Origin of the sequence: Cohnella baijiui (assembly GCF_020731285.1) — a bacterium.
Lineage (GTDB): Bacteria > Bacillota > Bacilli > Paenibacillales > Paenibacillaceae > Cohnella.
In genome coordinates, this window is the sequence record NZ_JAJFOW010000023.1 from 79,622 (window position 1) to 103,510 (window position 23,889).

Annotated in this window: 21 protein-coding genes and 1 pseudogene; 17 read left to right on the plus strand and 5 right to left on the minus strand. The window is 61.1% G+C overall.

The annotated features are described in order from the left end of the window. Positions 1 to 81 precede the first annotated feature (81 nt). Entirely contained in the window at positions 82 to 1,719 is a 1,638-nt protein-coding gene (locus LKX83_RS19740; RefSeq protein ID WP_227884102.1) for a response regulator transcription factor, read from the minus strand. After that, on the minus strand, positions 1,716 to 3,515 hold the full coding sequence (locus LKX83_RS19745; protein ID WP_227884104.1) for a cache domain-containing sensor histidine kinase: 1,800 nt from the start codon (positions 3,513 to 3,515) through the stop codon (positions 1,716 to 1,718). The genes LKX83_RS19740 and LKX83_RS19745 overlap by 4 nt, the downstream gene beginning before the upstream one ends. A 161-nt stretch (positions 3,516 to 3,676) precedes the next feature. On the opposite strand from LKX83_RS19745, the gene LKX83_RS19750 reads away from it, so the two are divergent. The 10 genes from LKX83_RS19750 to LKX83_RS19795 all read left to right on the plus strand — a co-directional run bounded on the left by LKX83_RS19750 (position 3,677) and on the right by LKX83_RS19795 (position 12,808). Next, complete coding sequence (locus LKX83_RS19750; RefSeq protein WP_227884105.1) at positions 3,677 to 4,558, plus strand: carbohydrate ABC transporter permease; 882 nt, start codon at positions 3,677 to 3,679, stop codon at positions 4,556 to 4,558. After that, positions 4,558 to 5,391 (plus strand): carbohydrate ABC transporter permease, encoded by an 834-nt coding sequence (locus tag LKX83_RS19755; protein ID WP_227884107.1) that lies wholly within the window; start codon positions 4,558 to 4,560, stop codon positions 5,389 to 5,391. Before LKX83_RS19750 ends, LKX83_RS19755 begins: the two co-directional genes overlap by 1 nt. Positions 5,392 to 5,507: 116 nt before the next feature. After that, the gene (locus LKX83_RS19760) at positions 5,508 to 6,797 is read left to right on the plus strand and encodes an ABC transporter substrate-binding protein (protein ID WP_227884108.1); all 1,290 of its coding nucleotides are present in this window, start codon (positions 5,508 to 5,510) and stop codon (positions 6,795 to 6,797) included. A gap of 158 nt (positions 6,798 to 6,955) precedes the next feature. Further along, positions 6,956 to 7,786, plus strand: a complete 831-nt coding sequence (locus tag LKX83_RS19765) for a sugar phosphate isomerase/epimerase family protein (protein ID WP_227884110.1) — start codon at positions 6,956 to 6,958, stop codon at positions 7,784 to 7,786. Positions 7,787 to 7,885: 99 nt separating this feature from the next. After that, positions 7,886 to 8,989, plus strand: coding sequence for a Gfo/Idh/MocA family protein (locus LKX83_RS19770; RefSeq protein WP_227884111.1), 1,104 nt, complete (start codon positions 7,886 to 7,888; stop codon positions 8,987 to 8,989). Between the two features lie 150 nt (positions 8,990 to 9,139). Next, complete coding sequence (locus LKX83_RS19775; protein WP_227884113.1) at positions 9,140 to 10,072, plus strand: DMT family transporter; 933 nt, start codon at positions 9,140 to 9,142, stop codon at positions 10,070 to 10,072. 188 nt (positions 10,073 to 10,260) lie between these two features. Beyond that, the gene (locus LKX83_RS19780) at positions 10,261 to 10,539 is read left to right on the plus strand and encodes a DUF2277 domain-containing protein (protein ID WP_227884118.1); all 279 of its coding nucleotides are present in this window, start codon (positions 10,261 to 10,263) and stop codon (positions 10,537 to 10,539) included. 155 nt (positions 10,540 to 10,694) lie between these two features. Further along, the gene (locus LKX83_RS19785; RefSeq protein ID WP_227884120.1) at positions 10,695 to 11,585 is read left to right on the plus strand and encodes a DMT family transporter; all 891 of its coding nucleotides are present in this window, start codon (positions 10,695 to 10,697) and stop codon (positions 11,583 to 11,585) included. Between the two features lie 321 nt (positions 11,586 to 11,906). Next, positions 11,907 to 12,251 (plus strand): PadR family transcriptional regulator, encoded by a 345-nt coding sequence (locus LKX83_RS19790; protein ID WP_227884122.1) that lies wholly within the window; start codon positions 11,907 to 11,909, stop codon positions 12,249 to 12,251. Beyond that, positions 12,248 to 12,808 carry a DUF1700 domain-containing protein gene (locus tag LKX83_RS19795; protein WP_227884124.1) on the plus strand — a complete coding sequence of 187 codons (561 nt, stop codon included), beginning with the start codon at positions 12,248 to 12,250 and terminating at the stop codon, positions 12,806 to 12,808. Before LKX83_RS19790 ends, LKX83_RS19795 begins: the two co-directional genes overlap by 4 nt. A gap of 138 nt (positions 12,809 to 12,946) precedes the next feature. Here LKX83_RS19795 and LKX83_RS19800 read toward each other — a convergent pair whose 3' ends face one another. The 3 genes from LKX83_RS19800 to LKX83_RS19810 all read right to left on the minus strand — a co-directional run bounded on the left by LKX83_RS19800 (position 12,947) and on the right by LKX83_RS19810 (position 16,074). Next, positions 12,947 to 13,765 carry a GNAT family N-acetyltransferase gene (locus LKX83_RS19800; RefSeq protein WP_227884127.1) on the minus strand — a complete coding sequence of 273 codons (819 nt, stop codon included), beginning with the start codon at positions 13,763 to 13,765 and terminating at the stop codon, positions 12,947 to 12,949. 200 nt (positions 13,766 to 13,965) lie between these two features. Next, a complete protein-coding gene (locus LKX83_RS19805; RefSeq protein WP_227884129.1) occupies positions 13,966 to 15,177 on the minus strand; it encodes an MFS transporter in 1,212 nt (403 codons plus the stop codon). Between the two features lie 168 nt (positions 15,178 to 15,345). Next, the gene (locus tag LKX83_RS19810; RefSeq protein WP_227884131.1) at positions 15,346 to 16,074 is read right to left on the minus strand and encodes a hypothetical protein; all 729 of its coding nucleotides are present in this window, start codon (positions 16,072 to 16,074) and stop codon (positions 15,346 to 15,348) included. 223 nt (positions 16,075 to 16,297) lie between these two features. Here LKX83_RS19810 and LKX83_RS19815 point away from each other — a divergent pair, with 223 nt between their 5' ends. The 7 genes and pseudogenes from LKX83_RS19815 to LKX83_RS19845 all read left to right on the plus strand — a co-directional run bounded on the left by LKX83_RS19815 (position 16,298) and on the right by LKX83_RS19845 (position 23,632). Continuing rightward, the gene (locus LKX83_RS19815; RefSeq protein ID WP_227884132.1) at positions 16,298 to 17,080 is read left to right on the plus strand and encodes a DeoR/GlpR family DNA-binding transcription regulator; all 783 of its coding nucleotides are present in this window, start codon (positions 16,298 to 16,300) and stop codon (positions 17,078 to 17,080) included. Continuing rightward, the gene (locus LKX83_RS19820) at positions 17,073 to 18,248 is read left to right on the plus strand and encodes a sn-glycerol-1-phosphate dehydrogenase (protein WP_227884134.1); all 1,176 of its coding nucleotides are present in this window, start codon (positions 17,073 to 17,075) and stop codon (positions 18,246 to 18,248) included. Before LKX83_RS19815 ends, LKX83_RS19820 begins: the two co-directional genes overlap by 8 nt. A gap of 277 nt (positions 18,249 to 18,525) precedes the next feature. Continuing rightward, positions 18,526 to 19,674 (plus strand): ABC transporter ATP-binding protein, encoded by a 1,149-nt coding sequence (locus LKX83_RS19825; protein WP_227884136.1) that lies wholly within the window; start codon positions 18,526 to 18,528, stop codon positions 19,672 to 19,674. Further along, complete coding sequence (locus LKX83_RS19830; RefSeq protein WP_227884137.1) at positions 19,667 to 20,545, plus strand: carbohydrate ABC transporter permease; 879 nt, start codon at positions 19,667 to 19,669, stop codon at positions 20,543 to 20,545. Before LKX83_RS19825 ends, LKX83_RS19830 begins: the two co-directional genes overlap by 8 nt. A gap of 151 nt (positions 20,546 to 20,696) precedes the next feature. Next, positions 20,697 to 21,437, plus strand: coding sequence for a carbohydrate ABC transporter permease (locus LKX83_RS19835; protein ID WP_227884147.1), 741 nt, complete (start codon positions 20,697 to 20,699; stop codon positions 21,435 to 21,437). Between the two features lie 278 nt (positions 21,438 to 21,715). After that, positions 21,716 to 22,830, plus strand: a pseudogene (locus LKX83_RS19840) (ABC transporter substrate-binding protein). A gap of 25 nt (positions 22,831 to 22,855) precedes the next feature. After that, positions 22,856 to 23,632, plus strand: coding sequence for a glycerophosphodiester phosphodiesterase family protein (locus LKX83_RS19845; RefSeq protein WP_227884138.1), 777 nt, complete (start codon positions 22,856 to 22,858; stop codon positions 23,630 to 23,632). Positions 23,633 to 23,889: the final 257 nt, after the last annotated feature.

Here is a 23,889-nt window from a genome sequence, read left to right on the forward strand (position 1 = left end):
GATGGTTTCCTCCTTTCGGACGGGATCAAACGTTCCGGCAGATACGCACCATCATACCAGAAATTCGCCCCCGCTTGAAACCTAACCGCCGTTCCGTTCCGCCTCCGCCAGCTTTTTCCGGTAATCGTTGGGCGACATCTGCTCCACCTTCTTGAATACGCGGCTGAAGTACTTTTCATCCTGATAGCCGACCATCAGCGCGATTTGCGCGATTTTGAGATGCGGGCTCGCGAGCAGCGTCTTGGCCTTATCCATGCGAACCCGGCTCGTGAAGTCCCCGATCGTCTCCCCGAACTCCTGCTTGAATCTGCGGGAGATGTATTCCCGGTTCAAGTGGAATTTCGAGGAGATGTCCTGCAGCGTGATCTCCTTCATGTAATGGAGCTCGAGATACCGCGCGATCTCTCGCATGGGGCTGCCGCCGGGCGCTTGCAGGGACGCCATGATCTGCGCCAGCTCGATCAATTGGCCGATCAGCCGCTCCTGCAGCACCGGGAGCGAAAACCGCCCGCGCTCGTCGAGCGGCAGGACGAACGGACCGTTTTCGGCCGGCATGCGGGGCGCTTCCCGGCATTCCTGAAAAAAATCCTCGATCCAGCCCGCTCTGGCTACGGTATATTCGTCCCACCACCATTTGAGCTGCTCCATCGTAATCCGCTCCATGGCGGAGACGGTCTCGCCCCATTCGCCGACGCTTTGGCGAATTTGGCCGGCATGGCCGCTGCGCACGGCCAACCGGATCTTTTCCTCGAACTTGCCGAAGCGAAGCGTGCCGACGGAAGGCGCGTCGGGTTGGTATTCGTGGATCGGCGACGACGATTCCAGGAGATTGCGCCGGTTCAGCGCGCCCAGCGCCTGGACGTAAGCTTGATGGAGTCCGGCGGGAAAGGGGCGGGGCTGGCTGACGCCGAACTCCGCCTGCACTTGGAGCGTCTGGCCGATCCCATCCGCGATCTTCCGAAGCCAGGCCGCCGTCCTGTCCGGTTCGTCCCAGATCAGGAGGACGATCTCGTAGGGGCTGTTCCAATTGCGGAAAGCGGTCCCTTGTCCGGAAGGGTGCAGGAAGTCGTTGCAGATGTTCAGCAGCGAGAAAAAGAGCAGATCCGGATTCGGCGCATATTTGCGCAGATGATGTTCGGGCAGCGACTTCAGGTCGAAAGCCGCCACTTGGCAGGTCCGAATGTCCGCCAGCGCAGAGAACTCCCGGAGATAGTGCTCCCCCGGGGCAGGGGCTCTGCCGTAAGACGTTTCAGCCAGCAGCCGCGACAGCAGCTTGTCGCGGTACATCGGCTTGAGCTCGTTGACCTCCATGCTTTTTGCCTGCAGCTGCCTTTTGCCCCGCTCGGTCTCCTGCCAGCTGGCGGCCGCTTTGCTCACCGCGTCCAGCAGCTGCTTGCGGTCGATCGGCTTCAGGAGGTAGTCGATGCCGCCGTATTTGACGGTATGGCGCACGAATTCGAAGTCGTTGAAGCCGCTGATGACGATCTTCTTGCAGTCCGCCGCATGCTTCTCCATCCATGCCATCAATTCGATGCCCGAGGCGAGCGGCATCATGATATCCGTCACGACAAGCTGCGGACGCCGCTCCTCAATGAGGCGGACGGCCTCCGCACCGTCCTCCGCCTCGATCACCTCCCGGAACCCCAACTCCCGCCAGTCGATCAGCTTGCGTACGGCCGATCGGACATGCTTTTCATCGTCGACGATCAAGGCTCTCATCCCGCGATCTCCTCCCGCTGCGTGACCGGCAAGGTCATCGTAATCCGCAGCCCTTGGGGGCTGCGGCCTTCCAGGCGCAGTTCCGCCCGCTCCCCGCAATAGAGCCGGAGGCGGAACATGACGTTCAACAGTCCGATCCGGTCCCCGCCGGCGCCCGGCTCCTGCCGCCGATCGGACAACGCTTGACGGATGGCGGCCAGCCCGTCCTCGGGGATGCCCCTCCCGTTGTCCTCGATCACGATATGCAGCTCGTCTCCCCGCAGCCGCGTCCCGATTCGCAATACGCCGACGCGCTGCGACTGGTGGAAGCCGTGCTTGAAGTAGTTTTCTACGAGCGGCTGAACGGTCATCTTCGGGATCGGAACCGCGCCCGCCCGTTCGTCCAACGCGTATTCGACCTTCAGCTTGTCCCCGAAGCGTTGGCGCTGCAGCAGCAAGTAGTGGTCCACGTAATCCAACTCTTGGGACAAAGGCACGACCGTATCCTTCATGTTCATGCTGTAGTGCATCATCTGCCCCAGGGAGGAGACGAGTTCGTATACCTCGGGGGCATCGTGTTCGAGAGCGGATGTGCCGATGGATTGCAGCGCGTTGTTGATGAAGTGCGGATTGATCTGCGCCTGCAGCATCTTGAGCTGATTCGTCTGATTGGCCAGCTTGAGCTTGTATTCCTGGATGATCAGATCGTTGATCGTATGCATCATCGTCTGGAAACGCTTGGCCAGTTGACCGAACTCGTCCTGCCGGGAGACGTCGATCGGCTCCTCCAACTGACCCGTCTGAATTTTGTTGATGCTGCGAATGAGCTTCTTGATCGGATGCGTGAACCGGATGGAGACGAAAAGCACCGCCGCCGTCGCGACGGAGAGGGACAGCACCGCGATGCCCGTATTGATCAAGGTCAGCTTGCGGGCATGGGCGTACAGATAGGGATTGGGAATCCGCTTGACGATCGTCCAATGCAGATCGGCCATCTCGACTCTGTCGTACAGGATGATGCCGTTATAGCCGGTCGCCTTGCGATCGAGGCTGCCTGCCGCGCCGGGGGCGCCAAGAATGGACCGAACCCAGGATTGGCGCGGATCCTTGCCGATCGCCGCCGCGTCCGACGCATAGACGACGACCCCCGCGTCATCGAGGATGTAGAGGTCTTCGTGATTCGGGTCGTAGAGCTGCGCGGACAGCTTCTGCAACGCGGCGACCTTGACGTCGATGGCCAGGAAGCCGATGCGTTCGTTCGTCGGCACGCGGTAGAGCGGACGGTAGACGGAGAAAACTAGTTCCGGCTTGCTGGCCGGAAAGAACCGGACCCCGTAGCTGGTGCTCCAATGCGTCGCGACCGTTCGGGATGCATAGGGGGCGATATCGGCGGTCTCTTTGGCCAGCTCATTCGTCTCCCCGCTCTTGAAGTTCCCCTGGTACATCAAATAGCCGATCTGGTCCTTGTCCAGATAGAGCAGGACTTGGTAGATCTTGTCGGCGGCTTGGGAGACCAGCTGGAGGGCGGTATAGACATTGGAGCGGTCTTTGTTGTCGGCGACGCCGTTCGCCAGGATGCCGGCCAGATTCGTATTCGAATAGAGAATGAGCGAGGCGTTGTTCACGGCGGTCAGGAAGTTGTAGAGGTTGGTCTTGCCTTCGGCGAGGAGCCGCGTATTCTCCGCGATCGCGCGGTCGCGGACGGATTCTTTGGTATAGAGGTACGTGACGAAGATCGAAGCGGCGATCGGGATGACGATGGAGAGGAGCATCAGAGAGATCAGCTTGTAGCGCACGCTTGTCCGCAGTCGGGTCATGCCGTATGCTCCTTCCTCTTGGTGTAAACGCCTTCATTCTAGCACCGTCTAGTCAATATCGTCCACCTATCCGCTCAAATTCCTGAGTGGGAAATCGGGGGCATGGCCGATACACTGGACCTAAAGTCGCTTGATCACATCACGATTAGGGGGAACCTGTTATGAGAAGGTGGTTGACCTCTCAGCCCATGCAGCAGACGGTATTCGTCGGTCCCGCTCTGCTGGCGTACGCCATCGTCATGGTGCTGCCGTTCCTGCTCGGCCTGTATTATTCGTTCACCAACTGGAACGGCGTCGCGAGCCATATCGATTGGGTTGGGCTGCGCAACTACAAGACGATTCTGACCGACGATCCCGACTTCGGCCGCTCCCTGTGGTTCACGGCGAAGTTTACGGTCGCCGTCGTCCTGATCAGCAATTTGCTCGGCTTCCTGATCGCCTACCTGCTGTCGAAGCCGCTCAAATCCCGCAACTGGCTGCGCACGCTGTTCTTCATGCCGAACGTGCTCGGCGGCCTGCTCCTCGGCTTTATTTGGCGGTTCATTTTCACCCAGAGCTTCCCGGCGCTCGGACAAGCCACCGGCTTCGGCTTTTTCAATCTCTCCTGGCTCGGCACGGAGTCGACGGGATTCTGGGGACTTGTCATCGTGAGCGTCTGGCAAGGCGCGGGCTACCTGATGGTCATCTACATCGCCGGACTGACCAACGTGCCGAGCGATATGCTCGAAGCCGCGGCGATCGACGGTGCTTCCGGGATGCAGATTTTGCGGAACATCGTGCTCCCGCTCATCATGCCGGCGGTGACCGTTTGCCTGTTTCTCAGCATCTCCTGGACGTTCAAGTCGTTCGATCTGAACTATTCCCTCACGCAGGGCGGTCCCTATGGCACGACCGAGTCGGTCGCCATGGACATCTATTACGAGGCGTTCAAGAACAACCGGTACGGGCTCGGCACGGCCAAGGCGTTCGTCTTTTTCGTGGTCGTCGCGGTCATCACGCTGGTCCAAGTCTCGATCACGAAGAAGCGGGAGGTGGAAATGTAATGAGAACCCAGCCGTACGGCGGGAAGCTATTCGCTTCCGAGATCGCGGTCATCCTCCTCGCCTTGCTGTTCCTGGTCCCGTTCTACTTCGTAGCCGTCAATTCGTTCAAGAGCTTCTCCGAGCTGCTCGTCGATACGTCCGGTCTTCCGAAGCATGTGGAATGGCACAACTACCAGCGCGCTTGGGAGGTGCTGCATTTCCCCCGCGCCTTGCGCAACTCGATCCTGATCACGGCGCTCAGCGGCATCGCCATGGTCCTCGTCTCGTCGATGGCGGCCTACCGGCTGCTGCGCCGACCGACCAAGGGGAACCGGCTCCTGTTCACGATGTTCATCGCCTCGATGATCATTCCGTTCCAGGCGATCATGATACCGCTGGTCAAGGTGGGCAACTGGTTCCATCTGCTGAACAGCATACCGGGCATCATGATCTGCTACGCGGGGCTCGGCGCCTCCTTCACGATCTTCCTGTACCACGGCTTCATGAAGTCCATCCCGCTGGAGATCGAGGAGGCGGCCGTCATGGACGGCTGCACGCCTTACGGGATCTTCTGGCGCATCGTCTTCCCGCTGCTGAAGCCGATGACCGTCACCGTCCTCGTGCTGCAGAGCCTGTGGATGTGGAACGACTTTCTGCTGCCGCTGCTGGTCCTGCAGAAGCCGGAGCTGCAGACGATCCAACTGGCTACCAACTCGCTGTTCGGTCAATACATGAAGCAGTGGGACCTGGCGCTCGCCGCGCTGGTGATGGGCATCCTGCCGATTCTCGTCTTCTTCCTGCTCTTGCAGCGCCATATCATTCAAGGCATTACGGCGGGGGCCGTGAAAGGGTAATCGGCGAAGAAGCAAATTTGTCCACCTATTCGGTCAATGCCATGAGTGTTGGCGTCCGATAAACTCAACTACAATGGGCCTTGTAGCGCTACGAAAAACGAGGGGGAGCGAGCGAGATGAGAAAGTGGGCTTCGGTAGTAGGCGTGGCGATGCTGTCCGGCGCGATGCTGGCCGGCTGCGGCGGGAAGAACGACGCGCAACAGGAGACGCAAGGGTCCGGCGCGCCGGCCAAAGAGGTCACGATCAAGATTCTGAACTTCAAGGTCGAGATTGCCGAGCAGTTCAACAAGCTCAAGGAGTCTTACGAACAGTCGCATCCGGGCATCAAGCTGCAAATCGACACGATCTTGGGCGGAGACGACTACAACACCCAACTGAAAGCTCGATTCGCTTCCGGAGAGATGCCCGATATCTTCAACAACGAGGGCTATACCAACCTGAATGCATGGGCGGAATATTTGGAGGACTTGTCCGATCAGCCGTGGGTCAAAGACGAGGTCGAGCTGGCCAAAGAGCCGATGACCCGGGACGGCAAAGTCTACGGCATGCCGGTCGGGCTCGAGGGACTCGGCTTCCTCTATAACAAGGACATGTTCGCCAAAGCCGGCATCACCGAGCTGCCGAAGACGCTGTCGCAGCTGGAAGAGGTTGCAAAGAAGCTGGAAGCGGCCGGCATGCAGCCATTTGTCAACACGTTCGACAACTGGTTCGGTCTCGGCTTCCATTCCGCGAACAACGCGTTCGCCAAGCAGCCCGACCCCAATGCGTTTATCCAGGGTCTCAACGACGGAACGGCCAAGTTCACCGACAATGGGATCTTTAAGGACTGGGTGAAGCTGTTCGATCTGGTCATCAAGTACGGCAACAAAAACGCCCTGACGACGGATTACAACAACGCGTCGACCTTGTTCGCCACCGGCAAAGGGGCGATCAACATGGGCGGCAACTGGCTGCAGCCCGTCTTGGACAAGCTCACGCCCGGCATGAACGTCGGCATTATGCCGATGCCGATCAACGAAGACGCCGCCCTGAACGACAAGCTGTTCGTCGGACCGGCCAACAACTGGGTCATCTACAACAAGTCGCCGGTCAAGCAGGAAGCGAAGGAGTTCCTGAACTGGCTCGTCTCCTCGGACGAGGGTCAGCGGTACCTGACGAAGGAGTTCAAGTTCATTCCCGCGTTCACCAACATTCAGTTCGACCCGGCGGACCTGGGCGCGCTGGGCGCCGAGGTGAAGAAGTATATCGACGACGGCAAGATATTGGGCTGGCATTGGGCCAAGTACCCGGACGGCGTCGCCCAAGAGTTCGGCACTTCGATGCAGAAGCATATCGCCGGCAAGATCGACGGAGATCAGATGCTCGCGGAGTTCCAAGCGGCCTGGGACAAGATGAAGACGCGGTAAGCCTGGAGTTGCGGACTCGCTGCCCAAGTGATGCAAGAACGTCCGACGACACGTCAAACTGCGGCCCGACGCCGCGACGACGGGCCCGCCCGGCCCTGCCGGGTAAGAACGAATTCTCGCCGTATTTTCAGTCTCATTCATTCTAAGGAGGATTTCCCATGACCTTGCAATTCGGACTTCAACTGTATTCCGTTCGAGACGAGCTCAAAAAAGACTACTGGGGCACGCTTGAGAAGCTGGCCGAGATCGGTTACCAAAACCTCGAGATCGCCATCCACAACGCCGACGAGGGACTGAATCCGAGCGCCTCCGAGATGCGCAAAAGGCTCGACGCGCTGGGCATGAAAGTCGTCTCCAGCCATATTCAGCCGCTCGACCGGTACGAGGAGATCATCGCCTACAACCAGGAACTCGGCTGCAGCTCGATCGGACTCGGCATCGCGTTCTTCAAGAACAAGCAGGAGGTGCTGGACTTCTGCCCCGTGCTGAACCGCCATGGCGAAGCCTACAAGAAGGGCGGCATCGACTTCTACTACCACAACCACTTCCAAGAGTTTCAGCAGTTCGGCGGCCAATACGTCATGGACATCATCCTGGAGAATACCGACAAGGATCTGGTTAAGATGGAGCTAGACACCTACTGGGCCGTGCGCGGCGGCGTCGATCCGATCGCCTACCTGCGGAAGCTGGGAGACCGCTGCGGTCTCGTTCACCAGAAGGATCTGCCTGCCGGCACGACGCAGGTCAACCTGCTGGAGGTAGCAGGCCCGGATTCGAACATCACGTTCGAGCGGTTTTTGGAACTGAGCAAAAAAGACGATTTTGCGGAAGTGGGGGAAGGAATGCTCGACATCGCGGGCATCGTCGAGGCGGTTCGGGAAATCGGCGCGGCCAAGTACATTTTCGTCGAGCAGGATATGACGAACAAGAGCCAATTGGAGAGCGTCGAGATCAGCTACCGGAACATCTCGAAGCTGTTCCGGGCATAAGGATTCAAGGACCTGCCATTCCAGGCGTTAGGGTTCAAGCACCTGCAAGGCAAGGGGGGCCGTGACGGCCCCAAGACACCGGTTGAGGAGGGCACAGGCATGAGAAAGGTAAAAGCAGGCATCATCGGCTGCGGCATTATTAGCCCGATTTATTTTGAAGCGGGGAAGAAGTTCGACATCTTGGATATCGTCGCGTGCGCCGATCTGGATATGGACCGCGCGCGGGCCCGCGCGGCCGAATTCGGGGTTCCGAAGGCCTGCACGGCGGACGAGCTGCTCGCCGACCCCGAGATCGAGATCGTCATCAACCTGACCATTCCGGCGGCGCACGCCGAGCTCCACCTGCGCGCGCTTGAAGCCGGCAAGCATACGTATGGAGAAAAGCCGCTCGCGATCCGCATGGAGGACGGGCAACGGATACTGGAATTGGCGAAGCGGAAGAACCTGCTCGTGGGCAGCGCCCCCGATACCTTCCTCGGCGGCGGGATCCAGACCTGCCGGAAGCTGATCGACGACGGATGGATCGGCAAGCCGGTCGCGGCGACCGCCTTCATGATGGGCTCGGGTCCGGAAAGCTGGCACGCCAACCCGGGCTTCCTGTACCAAGTCGGCGCCGGACCGATGTTCGACATGGGGCCGTACTATTTGACGGCGCTCATCAACCTGATCGGCCCGGTTCGGCGCGTCGCCGGCTCGGCCCAGATGACGTATCCGGAACGAACGATTACGAACGATATCGACTACGGCAAGAAGATCCCGGTCGAGGTGCCGACGCACATCGCCGGTACGCTGGACTTCGCGAACGGCGCGGTTGGCACCCTCATTACGAGCGTTGACATCCAGGGCACGCAGCTGCCGCATATGGAGATCTACGGGTCGACGGGCACGCTGGTCGTGCCGGATCCGAACACCTTCGGCGGCCCGGTCTTGGTGAAGCGGCACGATCAATCCGCGTTCGCGGAAATTCCGCTGACGCACGGGTTCGCAGACAACAGCCGGGGACTCGGCATTGTGGACATGGCCTACGCCATCGTAAACGGCCGACCGCACCGCGCGAACGGAGAGATGGCTTATCATGCGCTCGAGCTGATGCACGGCTTCCACCTCTCCTCGGAGCAAGGCGTCTATTACGAGCCGAAAAGCACCTGCGAACGGCCGGCTGCACTCCCCTCTGACCTGCCTAGGAACGGGCTGGACGGATAAGGGAGAGGAAAGGCCAAAGAAATATTCAAACTTGCATCTTGCAGGGTCGGGTTCAGGCAGGGTTTCCCCTTTCGTCATCGGCGGAGGCCCTGTTTTTTTATCGCCATTTTTCCGTCCATCCCAATCGATCAGACGAAGGGGTTGTGCCTCATGTCTCGTTGGCTCGCGATCGCGTTCGTCTTGACGGGCGCCGGCTGTTACGGCTTCGTTTCCGTACTGGCGAAGCTAGGGTATACGCGCGGATTGCAAGTCGGTCACGTGAATGCCGGGCAATTCGCCGCGGGAACGCTCCTCCTTTGGGGCATCGCGGCTTGTTTGGGAAGCAAGGGCGCTTACAAAAGAGTGACGCGGAACGCCGTTCTGAAGCTCATGGCTGCCGGCACGCTAATGGGGTTGACCGGGTCGCTGCTCAATGCGGCCATCAAGCTGGTGCCGGCGTCGATCGCCATCGTGCTCTTGTTTCAATTCGTCTGGATCGGCGTCCTGTACGATGGGCTGTTCCGGAGGGTGAAGCCGGACGGCCGGTCGCTGCTGGCCATCGCCATTACGATCCTCGGCGCTTCGTTTGCCGCCAACGTCTGGGGAGGACAATTCATGAAGCTGTCCGCCCTGGGCGTGGCGCTCGGCCTTTGCTCCGCCTTCTCCTACGCGGGGACGCTGTACGTCAGCGGCCGCGTCGAGACGGAGGTCAGTCCGTGGCTGCGGGGGTCCCTCATGGCCAGCGGCGCATTGATTCTCGTCCTGTGCGTGTATCCGCCGACTTATTTGGCTTCGCCGGACGTGCCTTGGGGCTGGTTCACCCTGTTCGGCATCGTGCTCGGCCTGATCGGCGTCGCCGTACCGACCGTCTGCTTCAACCTTGGCGCGCCCAGCCTCAGCGTCGGATTGACGTCGATGCTCGGCTCGATCGAGCTGCCGGTAGCGGTCCTCATGGCGCGGGTCGTCTTGTCCGAGCCGGTCTCGCTCCTCCAAGTCTCGGGTATCTGCCTCATTCTGGGAGGAATCGCCGCCAAGGGAGCGCGCATCGGACGGCGGAGAAGGACGCTGTCCGAGCAAACGGGGGCCCGCTCGCTGGGACAGTAGACAGAAGCAAGGGAGAAGGCGTCTGCGGTACGGATCCCGGACGAGATGGTCGAGAAAATCGACAACTCGACGTCTGCGCAGCGGATTCCGGATGAGACGATCCCGGCATTCGTACGGCAGGCTGGCTAGGCGCGGCTTCATGAAGTATGATGGAGCTAACGAGAAGCTGTCAAAAAAAGGAGTCCACCATGTGCCGAAACATTAAGACGCTGTTCAACTTCGAACCCCCGGCGACCGAGGACGAAGTCCGCGCCGCCTCGCTCCAGTTCGTACGCAAGCTGTCCGGTTTCAACGAGCCGTCCAAGGCGAATGCCGAAGCTTTCCATCGCGCCGTCGATGAAGTGGCTGCCGTCGCCCGACAGCTGCTCGATTCGTTGGTTACCCAGGCCGAGCCCCGGAACCGCGAGACCGAAGCCGAGCGCGCCCGCCTGCGGAACGCCAAACGATTCGGCCTGGCCGAGGATTGATTCGGATGGTTCGCGGCTGACTCGCATGCCGAAAGGACGCCTAAACCTCTTGAGGCGTCCTTTTTTGCCGTGTTGCATTTGCATTCCATATTTCGATGAGCGCTAAAAGGTCCCTGCGGTACAATCGCTGAAAACAGGTTGTTGGAGGAATCGAAATGCATCCGGCAAAATACGCAAGCTTGGTCGTGCTGGCGACGGCGCTCATGGGCTCTTCGTTCGCGGTAGGCAAGCTGGGACTTGCCTACTTTTCCCCGCTGCTGCTCGTCGGGCTTCGCTTTTCGCTGGCGGGTGCGCTCATGGCGATCTGGGTGGGACGGCGACGGCTGCCCGCAGCGCCTTCGGGATGGGCCAAAATCGCGGCGGTCGGCGCCTGCCAGACGGCGGCGGTTATGGGCTGCATCTTTCTCAGTTTGCGGACGATCACGGCGGGCGAATCCTCGATCCTCACCTTTGCGAATCCGCTCCTGGTCGTCCTGCTCGGCACCTGGCTGCTTCGGGCGCGCTACCGCTTGTCCCAATGGCTGGGCGTCCTGATCGGCTTTGCCGGCGTGGCCGCCACGCTGGGCTTTCAATTGCAGTTGAAGACCGGGACATTGCTCGGTCTCGGATCGGCGGTCGCTTGGGCGGTCGCGACGATTCTGGTCAAGCGCTGGGGCGCCGACCTCGACGTCTGGGCGCTGACGGCGCACCAGATGCTGTTCGGCGGACTGCTGCTGCTCTTGCTGGGCGTCGCGGCGGAGACGCCCAAGCTGATCGTCACCCCATCCGCGATCGGCATCGTTCTTTATCTCGCGATCCTCGGCTCCATCGTCCAGTTCGCGACGTGGTATTATCTTTTGAATGCCGGGGACCCGGGCAAGACGAGCGCGTTTTTGTTCCTGGCGCCTTTTTTCGGCGTCCTGTCCGGATGGGCGATCCTGGGTGAAATCGTGCAATGGTACGTTTACGTCGGCGGCTTTCTTATCCTCGCCGGCATTTTCCTGGTCAACTGGACGGCCGCCTCTTCCCGGCGCAAGTCCGAGCCGGTACCGACCGTCTCCAACTGAGCGCGTCTGCAGTCAGACGAGCCCCGACGAAAAATGCAGCCGATCCCTGGCGAAATCGATCGTGCGCCCGGGTTGCCGGGGAGGCAGATGGTGTGCGATCGCCGCCATCGTGCTGCGTCCTGACGCAAAAGCCTCAGCGTGCTGCATCCTGACGGAACGCCGCCTTCGGCGCTAACGCGCGTCGGGAGGGGCTGAACGCTTTTTGCGGCTTTTAAGCATCCTCTCCCCGGTGTATAGTCGGAGGGGATCTTTTTTTCGCCAGGTACCTTGCAGAGCATAGTACTACGTGATAACATGGTACCGAAAGGAGCGGAAGCCGGAATGGATATGTCCGAATGGACGTCGCAGGTCCGCCGGGGCTTGCTGGAGTACTGCATCCTGCAGCTCATCGGCAGGGAGCCCAGATACGGATACGAGCTCGTGACGGTGCTATCCAGATGGGAGCCGCTCGCCGTCACGGAGGGGACGCTGTATCCGCTGTTGCGGAGATTGCTGAAGGATCAGATCATCGAGTCTTACTGGCAGGAGTCCGAATCCGGACCGCCGCGCAAATATTACAGGTTGACGGAGACCGGGCGGAGCCTCACGGACAAAATGTCCGGGGAGTGGCGCAAAATCGACGGAGCCGTCCGGCAAATCGAAACGTATGGAGGAGAGCCGATATGATCACCCCGCAAGGAAGAGCCTATTTGGATAAGCTGTATCATTACCTCGAGAAGCTGCCGGAAGCGGAGCGTCTCGACGCCGTGCGCGAAATCGAGAGCCACATCGCCGAGGGTACGGCCAGCGGCGAAGCCGAGGCGGCGATCCTCGCCAGGCTGGGCGAACCGCGCAAGCTCGCGCGCGCCTACCGCAGCGAGCGGCTGATGGGGAGCGTCTCCATGCGTTCGCTGAAGGATGTCTTGTCGCTCGTCGGATTCTACTGCACGGCGGGTTTGCTGAGCGTCCTGGTCGTGCCCTTCCTGGCCGTGGTCGCCTACGGCTTCGGCTTCTGCTCGGTCTTGGTCTTGCTCGCCGGCGTGATCCGTTCGTTCGGCGTCACCTGGATCAATATGTCGATCGGGCCGGGCATAGAGGTGCCGACGGCTTGGAGCATGGCTTTCGCGCTCCCGGTCGCGGGGATCGTAGGGGGCATCGCCTTCGTCAGCTGGAGAGGCTTGCGCAAGTATTTGACCTTCCTGTCGGCGCGCTACCGGGCCGCGATTCCCGTCAAGCCGCTGTGACGGAAGGGGCTCGGTAAGCGGGGCACCGACCCAAGCCAATAACCAACCCAAGCCGAGTATCGAATCCAAGTAAATAAGCCCCAAGCCCACTAAAAAAGAGCTGCTCCCCGAATTTGCTTGGGGGACAGCTCTTTGCTTTCAGCCGGCGGCAGGCGGGGGCGAGGCGTAAAGACCGATCGTCAGCCCCGCCTCGAACCCGAGTCCGCGATAGACGGGCTCCCCCAGCTTGGAAGCCTGAAGCACGGCCAAAGAGGCGCCCGAAGCGCGGGCTTCCCGGACCGCGTGCTGCGTGATCGCCCGCCCGATGCCGCGGCCGCGCGCGGCTTCCAGCGTCCCGACATTATAGATGCCGGCGACGCCTTTCTCGAGGAAAGCCGTCGTGATCGCGACGGGCTCCCCTTCCAGATACGCGAGATAGGAGACGACCTTGCCATCTCCTTGAAGCGCAGCCCCCGCGATCGCGTCGACAAGCAGCGTGTTCAGAGGAAGCGGCAGACCGAACGTGCGGGCGGATACGTCTTTGTAGATCTCGAACGTCTCCGCTTTCGTCACCGTCTCGATCGCAAGGCCGGGAATCGCGGGCCTTTCTTCCTCGGGCGTCGTCAGGTCGAGGCCCATGCCCGGGAGGAGGTTCTTTTCCTCGAAGCCGCCTTCGACCAGCCTTTCCGTTAAGCCCGGTGCCTCCTCTTCGCCCCAATGGACCCACATCAACGATGCGCCGCGCTTCTCATATCTTGACTTTTCCGCTTCGATAAGCGAAGCGAGACTGTCCGGCTTCAAGTCCCTCGGCGTCGTGAAAACCCGGTTGAACATCGGATACATCATGGCGGCCTCGATGCGGATCAGACCGTTGTCCTCAGCCAACGCGAAGCCGGGCACATACGCGCCGAGCGCGGTCATATACGAGATCAGATTATCCCGACTGGCGGTCAGGAGCCGCTCCTGTGGAATGGACATATTCAAATTTCCTCGCTTTTCTTGATCTGATACCCGACTTGTCTCGGTCTCGATACCTTCGCTGTGTTTCAATTTCAAACACCCTTGCCTTGTCTCGATCTCCCATACCCACGCCTTGTCTCGGTCTCACATATCCGCGTTTTGTTTCCGTCTTGAAGATGCCTCTCCTCACTTCTGCGTCGGAGCCATCTCTACGAACGTCAAGGGCTGACGGTCGCGCGGCCCGGTCGGACGCGGGCGCGAAGCTTGCGCTCGAGCGCCACGCTGCCGACCGCGGCGAGCAGGCCGAGGCCGGCAAGGCCCGCCGCCAGCAGCGGCACGTGCGGCAGGCCTGCGTAGGTAATGACCGTACCGCCGAGATACGCGCCTCCCGCGTTGCCCAGATTCAGCACGGAGTGGCTGGAGGTCGCGGCGAGCAGCGGCGCTTCGTGCGCCAAATTCAGAATGCGCAGCTGGATGCCCGGCAGAATGCCGAAGGCGGCGACGCCCCATACGAAGACGGTCGCGACGGCGAGGACCGGCTCGCGGAAAGCGAGCGTCAGCAGCAGCAAAATGACCGCGAGAGTCGCGAAGTTGACGATCAGGGCAGGCATGAGCTTCCAGTCCGCCAGCTTGCCCCCCAGCATGTTGCCGATCGTGACGCCGATGCCGAACAGGACCAGAATCCAGGCGACGCTGTGCTCCGCGAAGCCGGTCACGTTTTCGAGCATCGGCGTAATGTACGTGAAGAGCGAGAACAAGCTCCCGCAGCCGAGCGCGCCGGTCAGCAGAATCAAGAGCACTTGCGGGTTCAGGACGCCGCGGATTTCCTTGGCGAGACTCGCGTGACCGTCTTGGCGGATGACCGGGATGAACAGCATGATGCCTACGAGCGCCACAAGGCCGAGCAGCGTAATCGCGCCGAACGAAGCGCGCCAGCCGAGCTGCTGGCCGACGAACGTGCCGAACGGGACGCCGACGATGTTGGCGATCGTCAGTCCTGCCAGGACGAGCGACACGGCGCCCGCGCGCTTTTCGGCGGGGACGAGCCGGGAGGCGATAATCGTGCCGACGCCGAGGAACGTGCCGTGCGAGAGCGCGGTCAGCACGCGGGCCGCGATGAGCAGCGGGTAAGTCGGCGCAAGCGCGGACATCAGGTTGCCGAAGACGAACATGCAGACGAGGAGAATCAGCAATTTTTTCTGCGGGAGCCGGTGGGTCAGCATGGTCAGCACGGGCGCGCCTGCCGCGACGCCGAGCGCGTAGCTGGTAATGAGCATGCCGGCCTGCGGGATGGTCACGCCCAGATCGTGCGCGACGTTGGGCAGCAAGCCCATGATGACGAACTCGGTCATGCCGATCGCAAACGCGCCTAACGTGAGACACAACAACGAAAACGGAAAGCGGGCCTTGCCGGTTGCGGGCGATTCCATTCGTACGGTTTCTCTCCTTGGCGAATCTATCTCTTTTTTTGGGGTCATTGTATCACGATCCGGGCCAAGTGGATATAGAGGCGCCGGCTAGACAAGACGAAACCCCCACCCTCCCGGGAAAGGGAAGACGGGGGCTTCTTGAGATCGGGCCAGGGTGCATGCGCGAGATCAGGAAGCTTGCTGCTTGCTGACGTAGTAAGAAATGACGCTGATCGCGAGAATCGGAAGATACAGCGCGAACAGCAGCAGGTGCAGCGCAGGGAGGCCGTTGCCGCTCGTCGCCCGCTCGAGGAAGTTCCGCGCTTCCTCGTTTTTGATCAGCTCGAGCAGCGGATGCAGCGCGAGCGCGTCGGCGGACACGATGAGGCCGAGCACGAGAAGCGTGAGCGCGGCGACGACGAACTTAAGGCTCTTGGCGTACACTTCATGCTCGGCGTATCGCGCCATCGCGATCCAGGCGACGGGCAGCGCCGTCAGCTGGAACCAGATGTTGTCCCCCGCGACCGTGCTGATGAGCAGCGCGCCGACCGACGGCGCCGCGACGAGCCAGAGCAGGCAGGCGCGAACGTCGGTCCTGGAAAATCGCGTATACTCCACGGCGGCCAGCAGGACGAGCGGGATGGCGAGCGCCGCGTTCACAAAGTGAGCGAACGGCGTGTCGCGCAGCAGCAGCGACAGCAGCATGACGATCGTGAGACCTCCGATGATGCGGCGGTTCAGGTTCATCTTGCGCACGTACAGCCAGATGCATAGGCTTGCGCTGAACAGCAGGAGAGGGAACGACAGCGTGCTGAAAAAGGCGGATTGTTCGCCCAACGAGGCGCTGAAGAGGAACAGCGCGGACAGGACGGCGAGCAGCCGAAGCTCGACGGAGATACGTTTGAGCCGCAGGAGCAATTGGACCTACCTCCCCAGGGGTGAGTGATACTAATTAACTATGCATGTCCGCCGGGAGACATGCTTGGAAGTCGGGAGAGGTTGTCCCGCGCGCGCATGAGCTTGGTCCGCCGAATCGGGTTTGCGATGGTTAACACTCTCTTAACGATTGCGAGCTATGCTAGAAATGAGTAAAATTGAGCATATGCAAACACAAATGCGCACGGAAGGAGCAATCGATCGCGTGCTGGCAGCGGAGAGAAAGAAGCGCATCGTAGACTACGTGAGGCAATATCGGTCGGCGACGGTATCCGTCCTGGCCAAGGCGTTCAACGTTCATGAAGCAACGATTCGCCGGGATTTGGCGGAAATCGAGCAGGAGGGCATGCTGAAGCGCACGCACGGCGGGGTCATCGTAGAGCAGTGGACCCGTGACGAGCCGTCGTTCAACGAGCGGACGAGCCAGCATTTGAGCGAGAAGGTGCGCATCGGGCGGCTCGCGGCTTCCTTGGTCGAAGACGGCGAGAACATCATCATCGACTCGGGAACGACGACGCTGCATATCGCGCGGAATCTCATTCACCGCAAGGGGATTACGGTCATCACCAACGACATGAACGTGGCGGCGGAGCTGCGCGACGCCCCGGGCGTGAAGGTGGTTCTCACCGGCGGCGAGCTGTATCCGTCCAGCTACATGCTGAACGGAATGATTACGGATCGGGTGTTGAAGTCGCTCCATGTGGAAAAAGCGTTCATCGGTACGCCCGCGCTGCACCCGCAGCACGGGCTGATGCATCCGGAGGCGATGCTCGTCCCGGCCAAGCAGGCGATGATCCGGGCGGCGGGGGAGATCGTCGTCGTGACGGACCATACGAAGATCGGCAAAGTCGCGCTGCACGAAGTGGCGCCGAACGGCGCGATCCACGCCCTCATCACGGGCGAAGAGATCGCCGAGTCCGACGCGCGGGCTTTTGCGGATCAAGGCATCACGGTTTATCGGGCCGGGAAGGAGGACGCTCATGTCTGATTTTATGAAAGACATCCACGCACAAGCCGCGGGGCTGCCGGAGGAGATGCGCAGCCGGATCGAGCTGGAACGGGTCGAGCTTCGCGCCGGCGCGATCCGGTTCGTGGCGCCGTATGCCGCAGACAAAGGCTATCGCCGTCTCGTCCTCGTCGCCGACGCGAATACGTACGAGGCGGCCGGCAAGTCCGCGGAAGCCTCGCTGACGGCGGCGGGGATCGACGTCCCGGTCGCGCGCATCCAGCCGAACGCGATCGGCGACGTCGTCGCGGACGAAGCCTCGATCGTTCAGCTTCTGCTGGAGATCCAGCGGCATCGGGCCGAGGCCGTCCTTGCCGTCGGCAGCGGGACGCTGCACGATATCGCGCGTTACGCCGCCTATACGGCGGGCATTCCCTTTCTCTCGGTGCCGACGGCGCCGTCCGTGGACGGCTTCAATTCAAAGGGCGCGCCTCTGCTGATTCGAGGTGACAAGATTACGGTCGCGGCGATCGGGCCCGACGCGATCTTCGCCGACTTGGACATTCTCGCGCAGGCGCCGCCGCCGCTCGTCGCCGCGGGTTTCGGCGACATGCTGGGCAAGTATACGTCGCTGTTCGACTGGCGGTTCGGCGCGCTTGTCCATGACGAGCCATATCTGGAGGCGTCGGCGGCCATGACCCGCTCCGCGCTCCAGCGGTGCGTGGACCATGCTGGGCTGATCGGCAAGCGAGACGAGGAGGGCATCGCCATCCTGACCGGCGCGCTGATCGAGTCCGGCTTCGCGATGCTGCTGTTCGGCCAGTCGCACCCGGCCTCCGGGGCGGAGCATCACCTCTCCCATTATTGGGAGATGGACAGCATCCGCCAGGGGCGCAAGCAGCTGCTGCACGGCGCCAAGGTCGGCGTCGCGTGTGCCGAGATCTCCCGCCTCTATCATCGCCTGGCGGACGAAGGACCGGACCGCTGGCGCGGACGCGAGCGGATCGCCGGCTTGTGGGGCGAGATCGCCGCGCTCGTCCGGCGCATCCCGGATGCGGAGACGATCGCCGATCTGCTGCGCGCGGCCGGAGGTCCGACCTCGCCGGGCGAGCTCGGCATCGGCGAAGCGCTCGTCTCGCGCAGCCTGCGGGAAGCGCATCGGATCCGCCCGAACCGCTATACGCTGCTGCACGCCTACAACGAAGCTTAGACGCTGCTATACACCTGCAACGAAGCTTAAACGTCTACGAATGCACCCTATCCGGGGTGCATTTTTTGTTTTTTGTCCCGCATTTCCTTCCGACACATACGTGAGAAAGTTGAAGTTTGCTCGATTTTGCGCATTTTAACACCCGATTCATCCCGCGCTGATACTCGCTTGACAGTCGGAGTCTACAATCAAATCCATAAAAGCGAACAAAAACGATCATGATTTGCGCGATGTTTGCGCGAAAGTGCGCAAATGGGGCGAAGGGAGGGAATCGTCGATGGCTTCCATCGAGTTTGTCCGCGTGACCAAGTCGTTCGAAAAGAGCAGCGTCATCGACAATCTGAACCTTACGATCGAGGACGGCAAATTCACGGTGCTCGTCGGGCCTTCCGGCTGCGGCAAGACGACGCTGCTGCGAATGATCGCGGGCATCGGACCGCAGTCGTCCGGCGAAGTGCGCATCGGCGGCAAGGACGTGTCCCGCGTTCCGCCGGGCAAACGGGGCGTCGCGATGGTGTTCCAGAACTACGCGATCTACCCGACGATGACCGTCAGGGACAATATCGAATTCGGGCTCAAAAACAATCGCGTGCCGAAAGCCGAGCGCACCCGGCTTGTCGAGACGATCGGCGCCACCGTCGGACTGGCGGGCTATCTTGATCGCATGCCTTCCACGCTGTCCGGCGGCCAGCGGCAGCGAGTCGCGCTTGCCCGGGCGATGGTGAAGGAGCCGTCCGTGTTCCTGATGGACGAACCGCTGTCGAACCTGGACGCGAAGCTGCGCGCGCAGATGCGCATCGAGCTGATCGAGCTGCACAAAAAGCTGGGCGCCACCTTCGTCTACGTGACGCACGACCAGGTCGAAGCGATGTCGATGGCCGATACGATCGTGCTCATGAACGAAGGCGTCATCCAGCAGGAGGCGCCGCCGGAGGACGTCTATCGCGACCCGGCCAACCTGTTCGCGGCGCAGTTCATCGGGGTGCCTCCGATGAACGTGGGCGAGTTGGGGATCGATGGCGTGCGCTTTGGCTTTCGGCCGGAGAGCGCCGATCTCGCCGTCTTGTCCGGGGCGGAGCGCGAGCTTGCGGCGGCAGCGGCCGGCGACCCGATCCGTCCCGGTGCCGGCGCCCCCAAACCGGCCGGGGCGGACGAAGCCCGCTACGCGTTCCGCGGCCGCATCGCGACTCGCGAAATGCTCGGCGCGGAGACGCTCTATCAGGTGCGCCGCGACGGGGAACCTGGCGCGTCGTTCATGGTGAAGTGCTTCGCCGACCGATTTGCGGTCGATCAGGAGGTCGAGCTCGAAGTGCCGGCGGACAAGCTGTTCTTCTTCGACGCCGCGGGCGACCGGATCCGGCGCGATCACCCGGCGCACGACGCGTATGTAGCGGCGCTCTGCAGCAGGGAGCCGGCCCATGCCTAGCCGCGGGTGGTGGCCGCTGCTGCGGCCGTACGTCATGATCGCGCCGGCGATGGCAGGGATCGGCCTGTTCGTCCTTTATCCGATCTTCTATTTGATCAAGCTCAGCTTCTATAAGTACAACCTAATGAACAAGGCGAAGAGCAAATATATCGGGCTCGACAACTACCATCAGATCTTCACGCGCGGCGACTTCTACCAGGCGCTGGGCAATACGGCCCTTTACACGGTCGGCGTCGTCGTCTGCACAATGGTGCTTTCGCTTCTCGCCGCGCTTTGGCTGAAGCGCAAGTCGCGGTGGAACCGGATCGTGCAGGCGGGCATCTTCACCCCGCACATCGTCTCGATCGTCTCCATCGCGCTGCTCTGGATGTGGCTGATGGAGCCGAATCAAGGCTTGCTGAACTATCTGTTCAAGCTGTTCGGCCTCCCGCCCTCGGCCTGGCTGCAGAGCTCCAAGACGGCGCTGCTGTCCGTTATCCTCGTCTCCGTCTGGCAGGGCATCGGCTACTACACGCTGATTATCGTAGCCGCGTTGCAGAGCATTCCGCCGACCATCTACGAAGCGGCGGCGCTCGACAACGCGAGCAGGACAAACGTGTTTTTCCGGATTACGCTCCCGCTCCTTTCGCCGCAGCTCTTTTTTATCCTCGTTATCATGACGATCGGCTCCTTCAAGGTGTTCGATACGGTGCAGGTCATGACGGGAGGCGGTCCGAACGGCGCGACGAGCACGATCGTCTACTATATTTATCAATTCCGCACGACCAATATCGGTTACTCGGCGGCGACCGGCGTCGTGCTGATGGCGATCATCGGCCTGCTGACGTTCCTCTATTTCCGGTTGCTGGCGCGCAAGGTGCATTACCAATGACCGGTTTCCTCGCCGCAAGCGCGGCGCAGGCGCCGGCCAGGAAGGAGCATGACCGTTGAATCCGGAATACGCTCGCCACCCGATCCGCGTCTTGGCGGATTACGCGCTGAAAGGCGCCGTCGTGCTCGTCTTCGTCTTCCCGTTCCTCTGGATGATTTCGACGTCGCTGCAGACGTTTCGGGAGACGATGGCTTTCCCGCCGACGTGGCTCCCGGCCTCCCCGCAGTGGCAGAACTTCGTCCATGCGATGAAGGCCGGTCCGTTCCTCACGTACGCGCGCAACTCCGTCGTCGTGACGGCATCCATCATCGCGCTCCAGCTCGTTGTAATGATCCCGGCAGCGTACGCCTTTGCCAAATACCGCTTTCCGGGGAGAAACGCCCTGTTCGGCCTCGTGCTGCTGGCATTCATGATTCCGGGCCAAGTCACCTTCATTCCGGTTTATTTGATGCTTGCGGATTGGGGTCTCATCCGGACGCTGCTGCCGCAGATTCTGCCGTTCCTCTCGAGCGCGTTCGGCATCTTCCTGCTGCGCCAGTACTTCATGCAGATCGCCGAAGAAATCGTCGAGGCGGCCCGTCTGGACAACGCCAGCGAGGCGAAGATCATCTGGCGGCTCATGATTCCGATGTCGACGCCGGCGCTGGCGACGATCGCGCTGTTCAGCTTCGTGAGCCACTGGAACGACTATTTCTGGCCGCTCATCATGACGGACTCGAACGCGGTACGGCCGCTCACGCTCGGGATCGCGATGCTCCGGGAGACCGAAGGCATCAGCAATTGGCACATCCTCATGGCCGGCAACGTCGTGCTCGTCGTCCCGATCCTTATCGTGTACTTGTTCTGCTCCCAGCAGATCGTCAAAGCGTTCGTCTATTCGGGGATCAAGTAAGGCAGCGGTCCCTTGGCATAGAGATTTGAAATTCATTTTGATGGAGGGGTACAAAAGTGGCACAAAAGAAGATTCGCGGAGCGTTGGTCGCAACGGCATTGATGGGGGTGCTCGCCGGATGCGGCGGGGGAGACGGAAGTTCGGCATCTTCCGATGCCAACCAAGGGGCGTCTAGCTCGCCTACTTCCAGCGCGACGACTTCGCCGGAGACGGCGGGGGGCGGCGCCAAGACGAAGGTGCAGTTCTGGCATTCGCTCGGCGGCAAAAACGGCGAATACATGGACGCGCTCATCAAGCGGTTCAATGAGTCGCATCCCGATATCGAGGTGGTCGGTACCTTCCAGGGCGGTTACGACGAGACGGTCACGAAGCTGCAACAGGCGGTCGCCTCCAACACGGCGCCGGACGTCACCATGCTGGAGCGGGCGTACGTGCAGATGTTCGCCGATTCGGACGTGCTGGAAGACTTGAAGCCGTATTTGGATCGGTCGGGCATGAGCCCCGACGACTTTACCCCGGGCCTCATGGGACATTCGGTGTTCAACGACAAGCTTGTCTCTTTGCCGCTGAACCGCTCGACGCCGATCCTTCACGTCAACAAGACGCTGCTGGACGCCAAGGGGATTGCCGTGCCAAGACATGGGACGAGCTGAAGGCGGCCGCGAACGCGCTGGCCGACAAAGGCAAAGGACAATACGGTCTTACGATGCCTTACGATACGTGGTACCCGATCGCCATGATCTCGCAGGCCGGAGGCAAATTCTTCAACGACGGCAACACGTCGGTCGATTTCGTCGACAACGGCGTCGGGGAGAAAGTATTCGGCTTTTTGAAAGATTTGCAGAATAGCGGAGCCTTCTACTATCCGCCGCAGCAGGACTCCGGCAACATCGTCAACAAGATGTTCACCGAAGGCAAGGTCGCGATGATGTACCAGTCGACGGGCTCGATCGGCGGCCTGATGAGCGCGGTGAACTTCGACTACGTGACGGCGTTTCTGCCGAAGGACCAAGTTTACGCCAATCCGACGGGCGGCGCCAACGTCGCGCTCCTGTCCGGCTCGAAAAACAAGGACGCCGCTTGGACGTTCGTCCAGTGGATGGACACCGATCCGCAGGGCGCGCAGCAGTTTATCGTGCAGTCGGGATATTTGCCCTTCACAAAAGCGATGGTCGAGTCCAAGGAGATTCAGGACCTGTGGGCTAAGGAGCCGAACCGCAAGGTGGCGTACGATCAGCTGGAGTATGCCGTCGATACGAACAAGGACGTCGCTTGGCCCGAGGTGATGCACGAGTTTTTCTCCGCGATCGAAGCGATTTTCTACGACAGCAAGGATATCAAGAGCACGCTCGACACCTTCAAGAAAGAGGCGGAGCGCATCCTGAGCGCATAATCCAAATAAAACGGAGGCAGCGGAGATGACGAATATCGAACGGCTGAACGGAGACTCGCGCATCGTCGTGGCAGGCCATCGGGGTTACAAGGCGGCGTATCCGGAAAATACGCTGCTCGCGTTCGACGAAGCGCTGAAGCGGGGCGTCGACATGCTGGAATTCGACTTGCGGATGTCCAAGGACGGCGAGGTCGTCGTCATCCACGACGAGACGGTCGACCGCACGACCGACGGTACCGGAGCCGTTGGGGACCTGAAGTTGGCGGAGCTGGCGCGGCTGGATGCCGGCGGGTGGTTCGGCCGCCCGTTCGAGGGACTGCGCATCCCGACGTTCGGGGAGCTGTGCGAACTGCTGGCGGCTCATCCCGACGTGCTGCTGAACGTGGAGATCAAGTCCGGTCCGCGGGCGAAGGAGATCGCGGATCGGGCCGTCCCCCTGCTGGCGGGCCGGTGTATGTTGTCGCGATGCGTTTTTACCTGCTTCGACGCCGATATCATCGCCTATCTGCACGATGCGCACGGCGTAAAAACGCAAGGTTTTCCCGCGGAATTGATGGCGAACTTCGATCACGGCACGGACGGGACGTATGCGAAAATGTGGGCCGTCGGGCTGCCGGTGCAGCTGCTGACGCCCAAGCTCGTCGACGAGATGCGCGCTCGCGGCCTGCAGGTATGGTGCTACTGCCCCGACGACCAGGCGCAGGTCGACTACTCGCTGTCCTGCGGCGTCACGGTCCTGACGGTCAACGACGTTCTCCCGGCGCTGCGGCGGAGGGAGATGGAGCGCGCTGCGGCGATTTAGCGGGGAGAACCGGCGGAGGATTTAGTCGAGAGTCTCGGTAGAGGGAAACTTGGCTGTTGAGAGACTCGGCGGGGAGGTTCGAGGGCTCAATTGACAGCCTCGGTTGAGAGATTAAATGGAGAGACTCAGTTGAGAGATTAAGATGAGAGATTCAGTAGAGTTTAGCGTGGGCACCTTTAGAGGTGCCCTTTTTATGGCTAAGCCGAGATGTGCGGAAAAACCGCATAACTCCCGGCGTTTGGCGGTACCCGGCACCG

Bases quoted from the DNA above. Each gene is read 5' to 3' on its own strand.
- LKX83_RS19825 (WP_227884136.1), top strand. From the start codon at position 18,526: ATGGCTTCCATCGAGTTTGTCCGCGTGACCAAGTCGTTCGAAAAGAGC.
- LKX83_RS19790 (WP_227884122.1), top strand. From the start codon at position 11,907: ATGGATATGTCCGAATGGACGTCGCAGGTCCGCCGGGGCTTGCTGGAG.
- LKX83_RS19780 (WP_227884118.1), top strand. From the start codon at position 10,261: ATGTGCCGAAACATTAAGACGCTGTTCAACTTCGAACCCCCGGCGACC.
- LKX83_RS19805 (WP_227884129.1), bottom strand. From the start codon at position 15,177: ATGGAATCGCCCGCAACCGGCAAGGCCCGCTTTCCGTTTTCGTTGTTG.
- LKX83_RS19750 (WP_227884105.1), top strand. From the start codon at position 3,677: ATGAGAAGGTGGTTGACCTCTCAGCCCATGCAGCAGACGGTATTCGTC.
- LKX83_RS19765 (WP_227884110.1), top strand. From the start codon at position 6,956: ATGACCTTGCAATTCGGACTTCAACTGTATTCCGTTCGAGACGAGCTC.
- LKX83_RS19830 (WP_227884137.1), top strand. From the start codon at position 19,667: ATGCCTAGCCGCGGGTGGTGGCCGCTGCTGCGGCCGTACGTCATGATC.
- LKX83_RS19770 (WP_227884111.1), top strand. From the start codon at position 7,886: ATGAGAAAGGTAAAAGCAGGCATCATCGGCTGCGGCATTATTAGCCCG.
- LKX83_RS19740 (WP_227884102.1), bottom strand. From the start codon at position 1,719: ATGAGAGCCTTGATCGTCGACGATGAAAAGCATGTCCGATCGGCCGTA.
- LKX83_RS19835 (WP_227884147.1), top strand. From the start codon at position 20,697: ATGATTTCGACGTCGCTGCAGACGTTTCGGGAGACGATGGCTTTCCCG.
- LKX83_RS19745 (WP_227884104.1), bottom strand. From the start codon at position 3,515: ATGACCCGACTGCGGACAAGCGTGCGCTACAAGCTGATCTCTCTGATG.
- LKX83_RS19755 (WP_227884107.1), top strand. From the start codon at position 4,558: ATGAGAACCCAGCCGTACGGCGGGAAGCTATTCGCTTCCGAGATCGCG.
- LKX83_RS19775 (WP_227884113.1), top strand. From the start codon at position 9,140: ATGTCTCGTTGGCTCGCGATCGCGTTCGTCTTGACGGGCGCCGGCTGT.
- LKX83_RS19760 (WP_227884108.1), top strand. From the start codon at position 5,508: ATGAGAAAGTGGGCTTCGGTAGTAGGCGTGGCGATGCTGTCCGGCGCG.
- LKX83_RS19845 (WP_227884138.1), top strand. From the start codon at position 22,856: ATGACGAATATCGAACGGCTGAACGGAGACTCGCGCATCGTCGTGGCA.
- LKX83_RS19800 (WP_227884127.1), bottom strand. From the start codon at position 13,765: ATGTCCATTCCACAGGAGCGGCTCCTGACCGCCAGTCGGGATAATCTG.
- LKX83_RS19795 (WP_227884124.1), top strand. From the start codon at position 12,248: ATGATCACCCCGCAAGGAAGAGCCTATTTGGATAAGCTGTATCATTAC.
- LKX83_RS19785 (WP_227884120.1), top strand. From the start codon at position 10,695: ATGCATCCGGCAAAATACGCAAGCTTGGTCGTGCTGGCGACGGCGCTC.
- LKX83_RS19820 (WP_227884134.1), top strand. From the start codon at position 17,073: ATGTCTGATTTTATGAAAGACATCCACGCACAAGCCGCGGGGCTGCCG.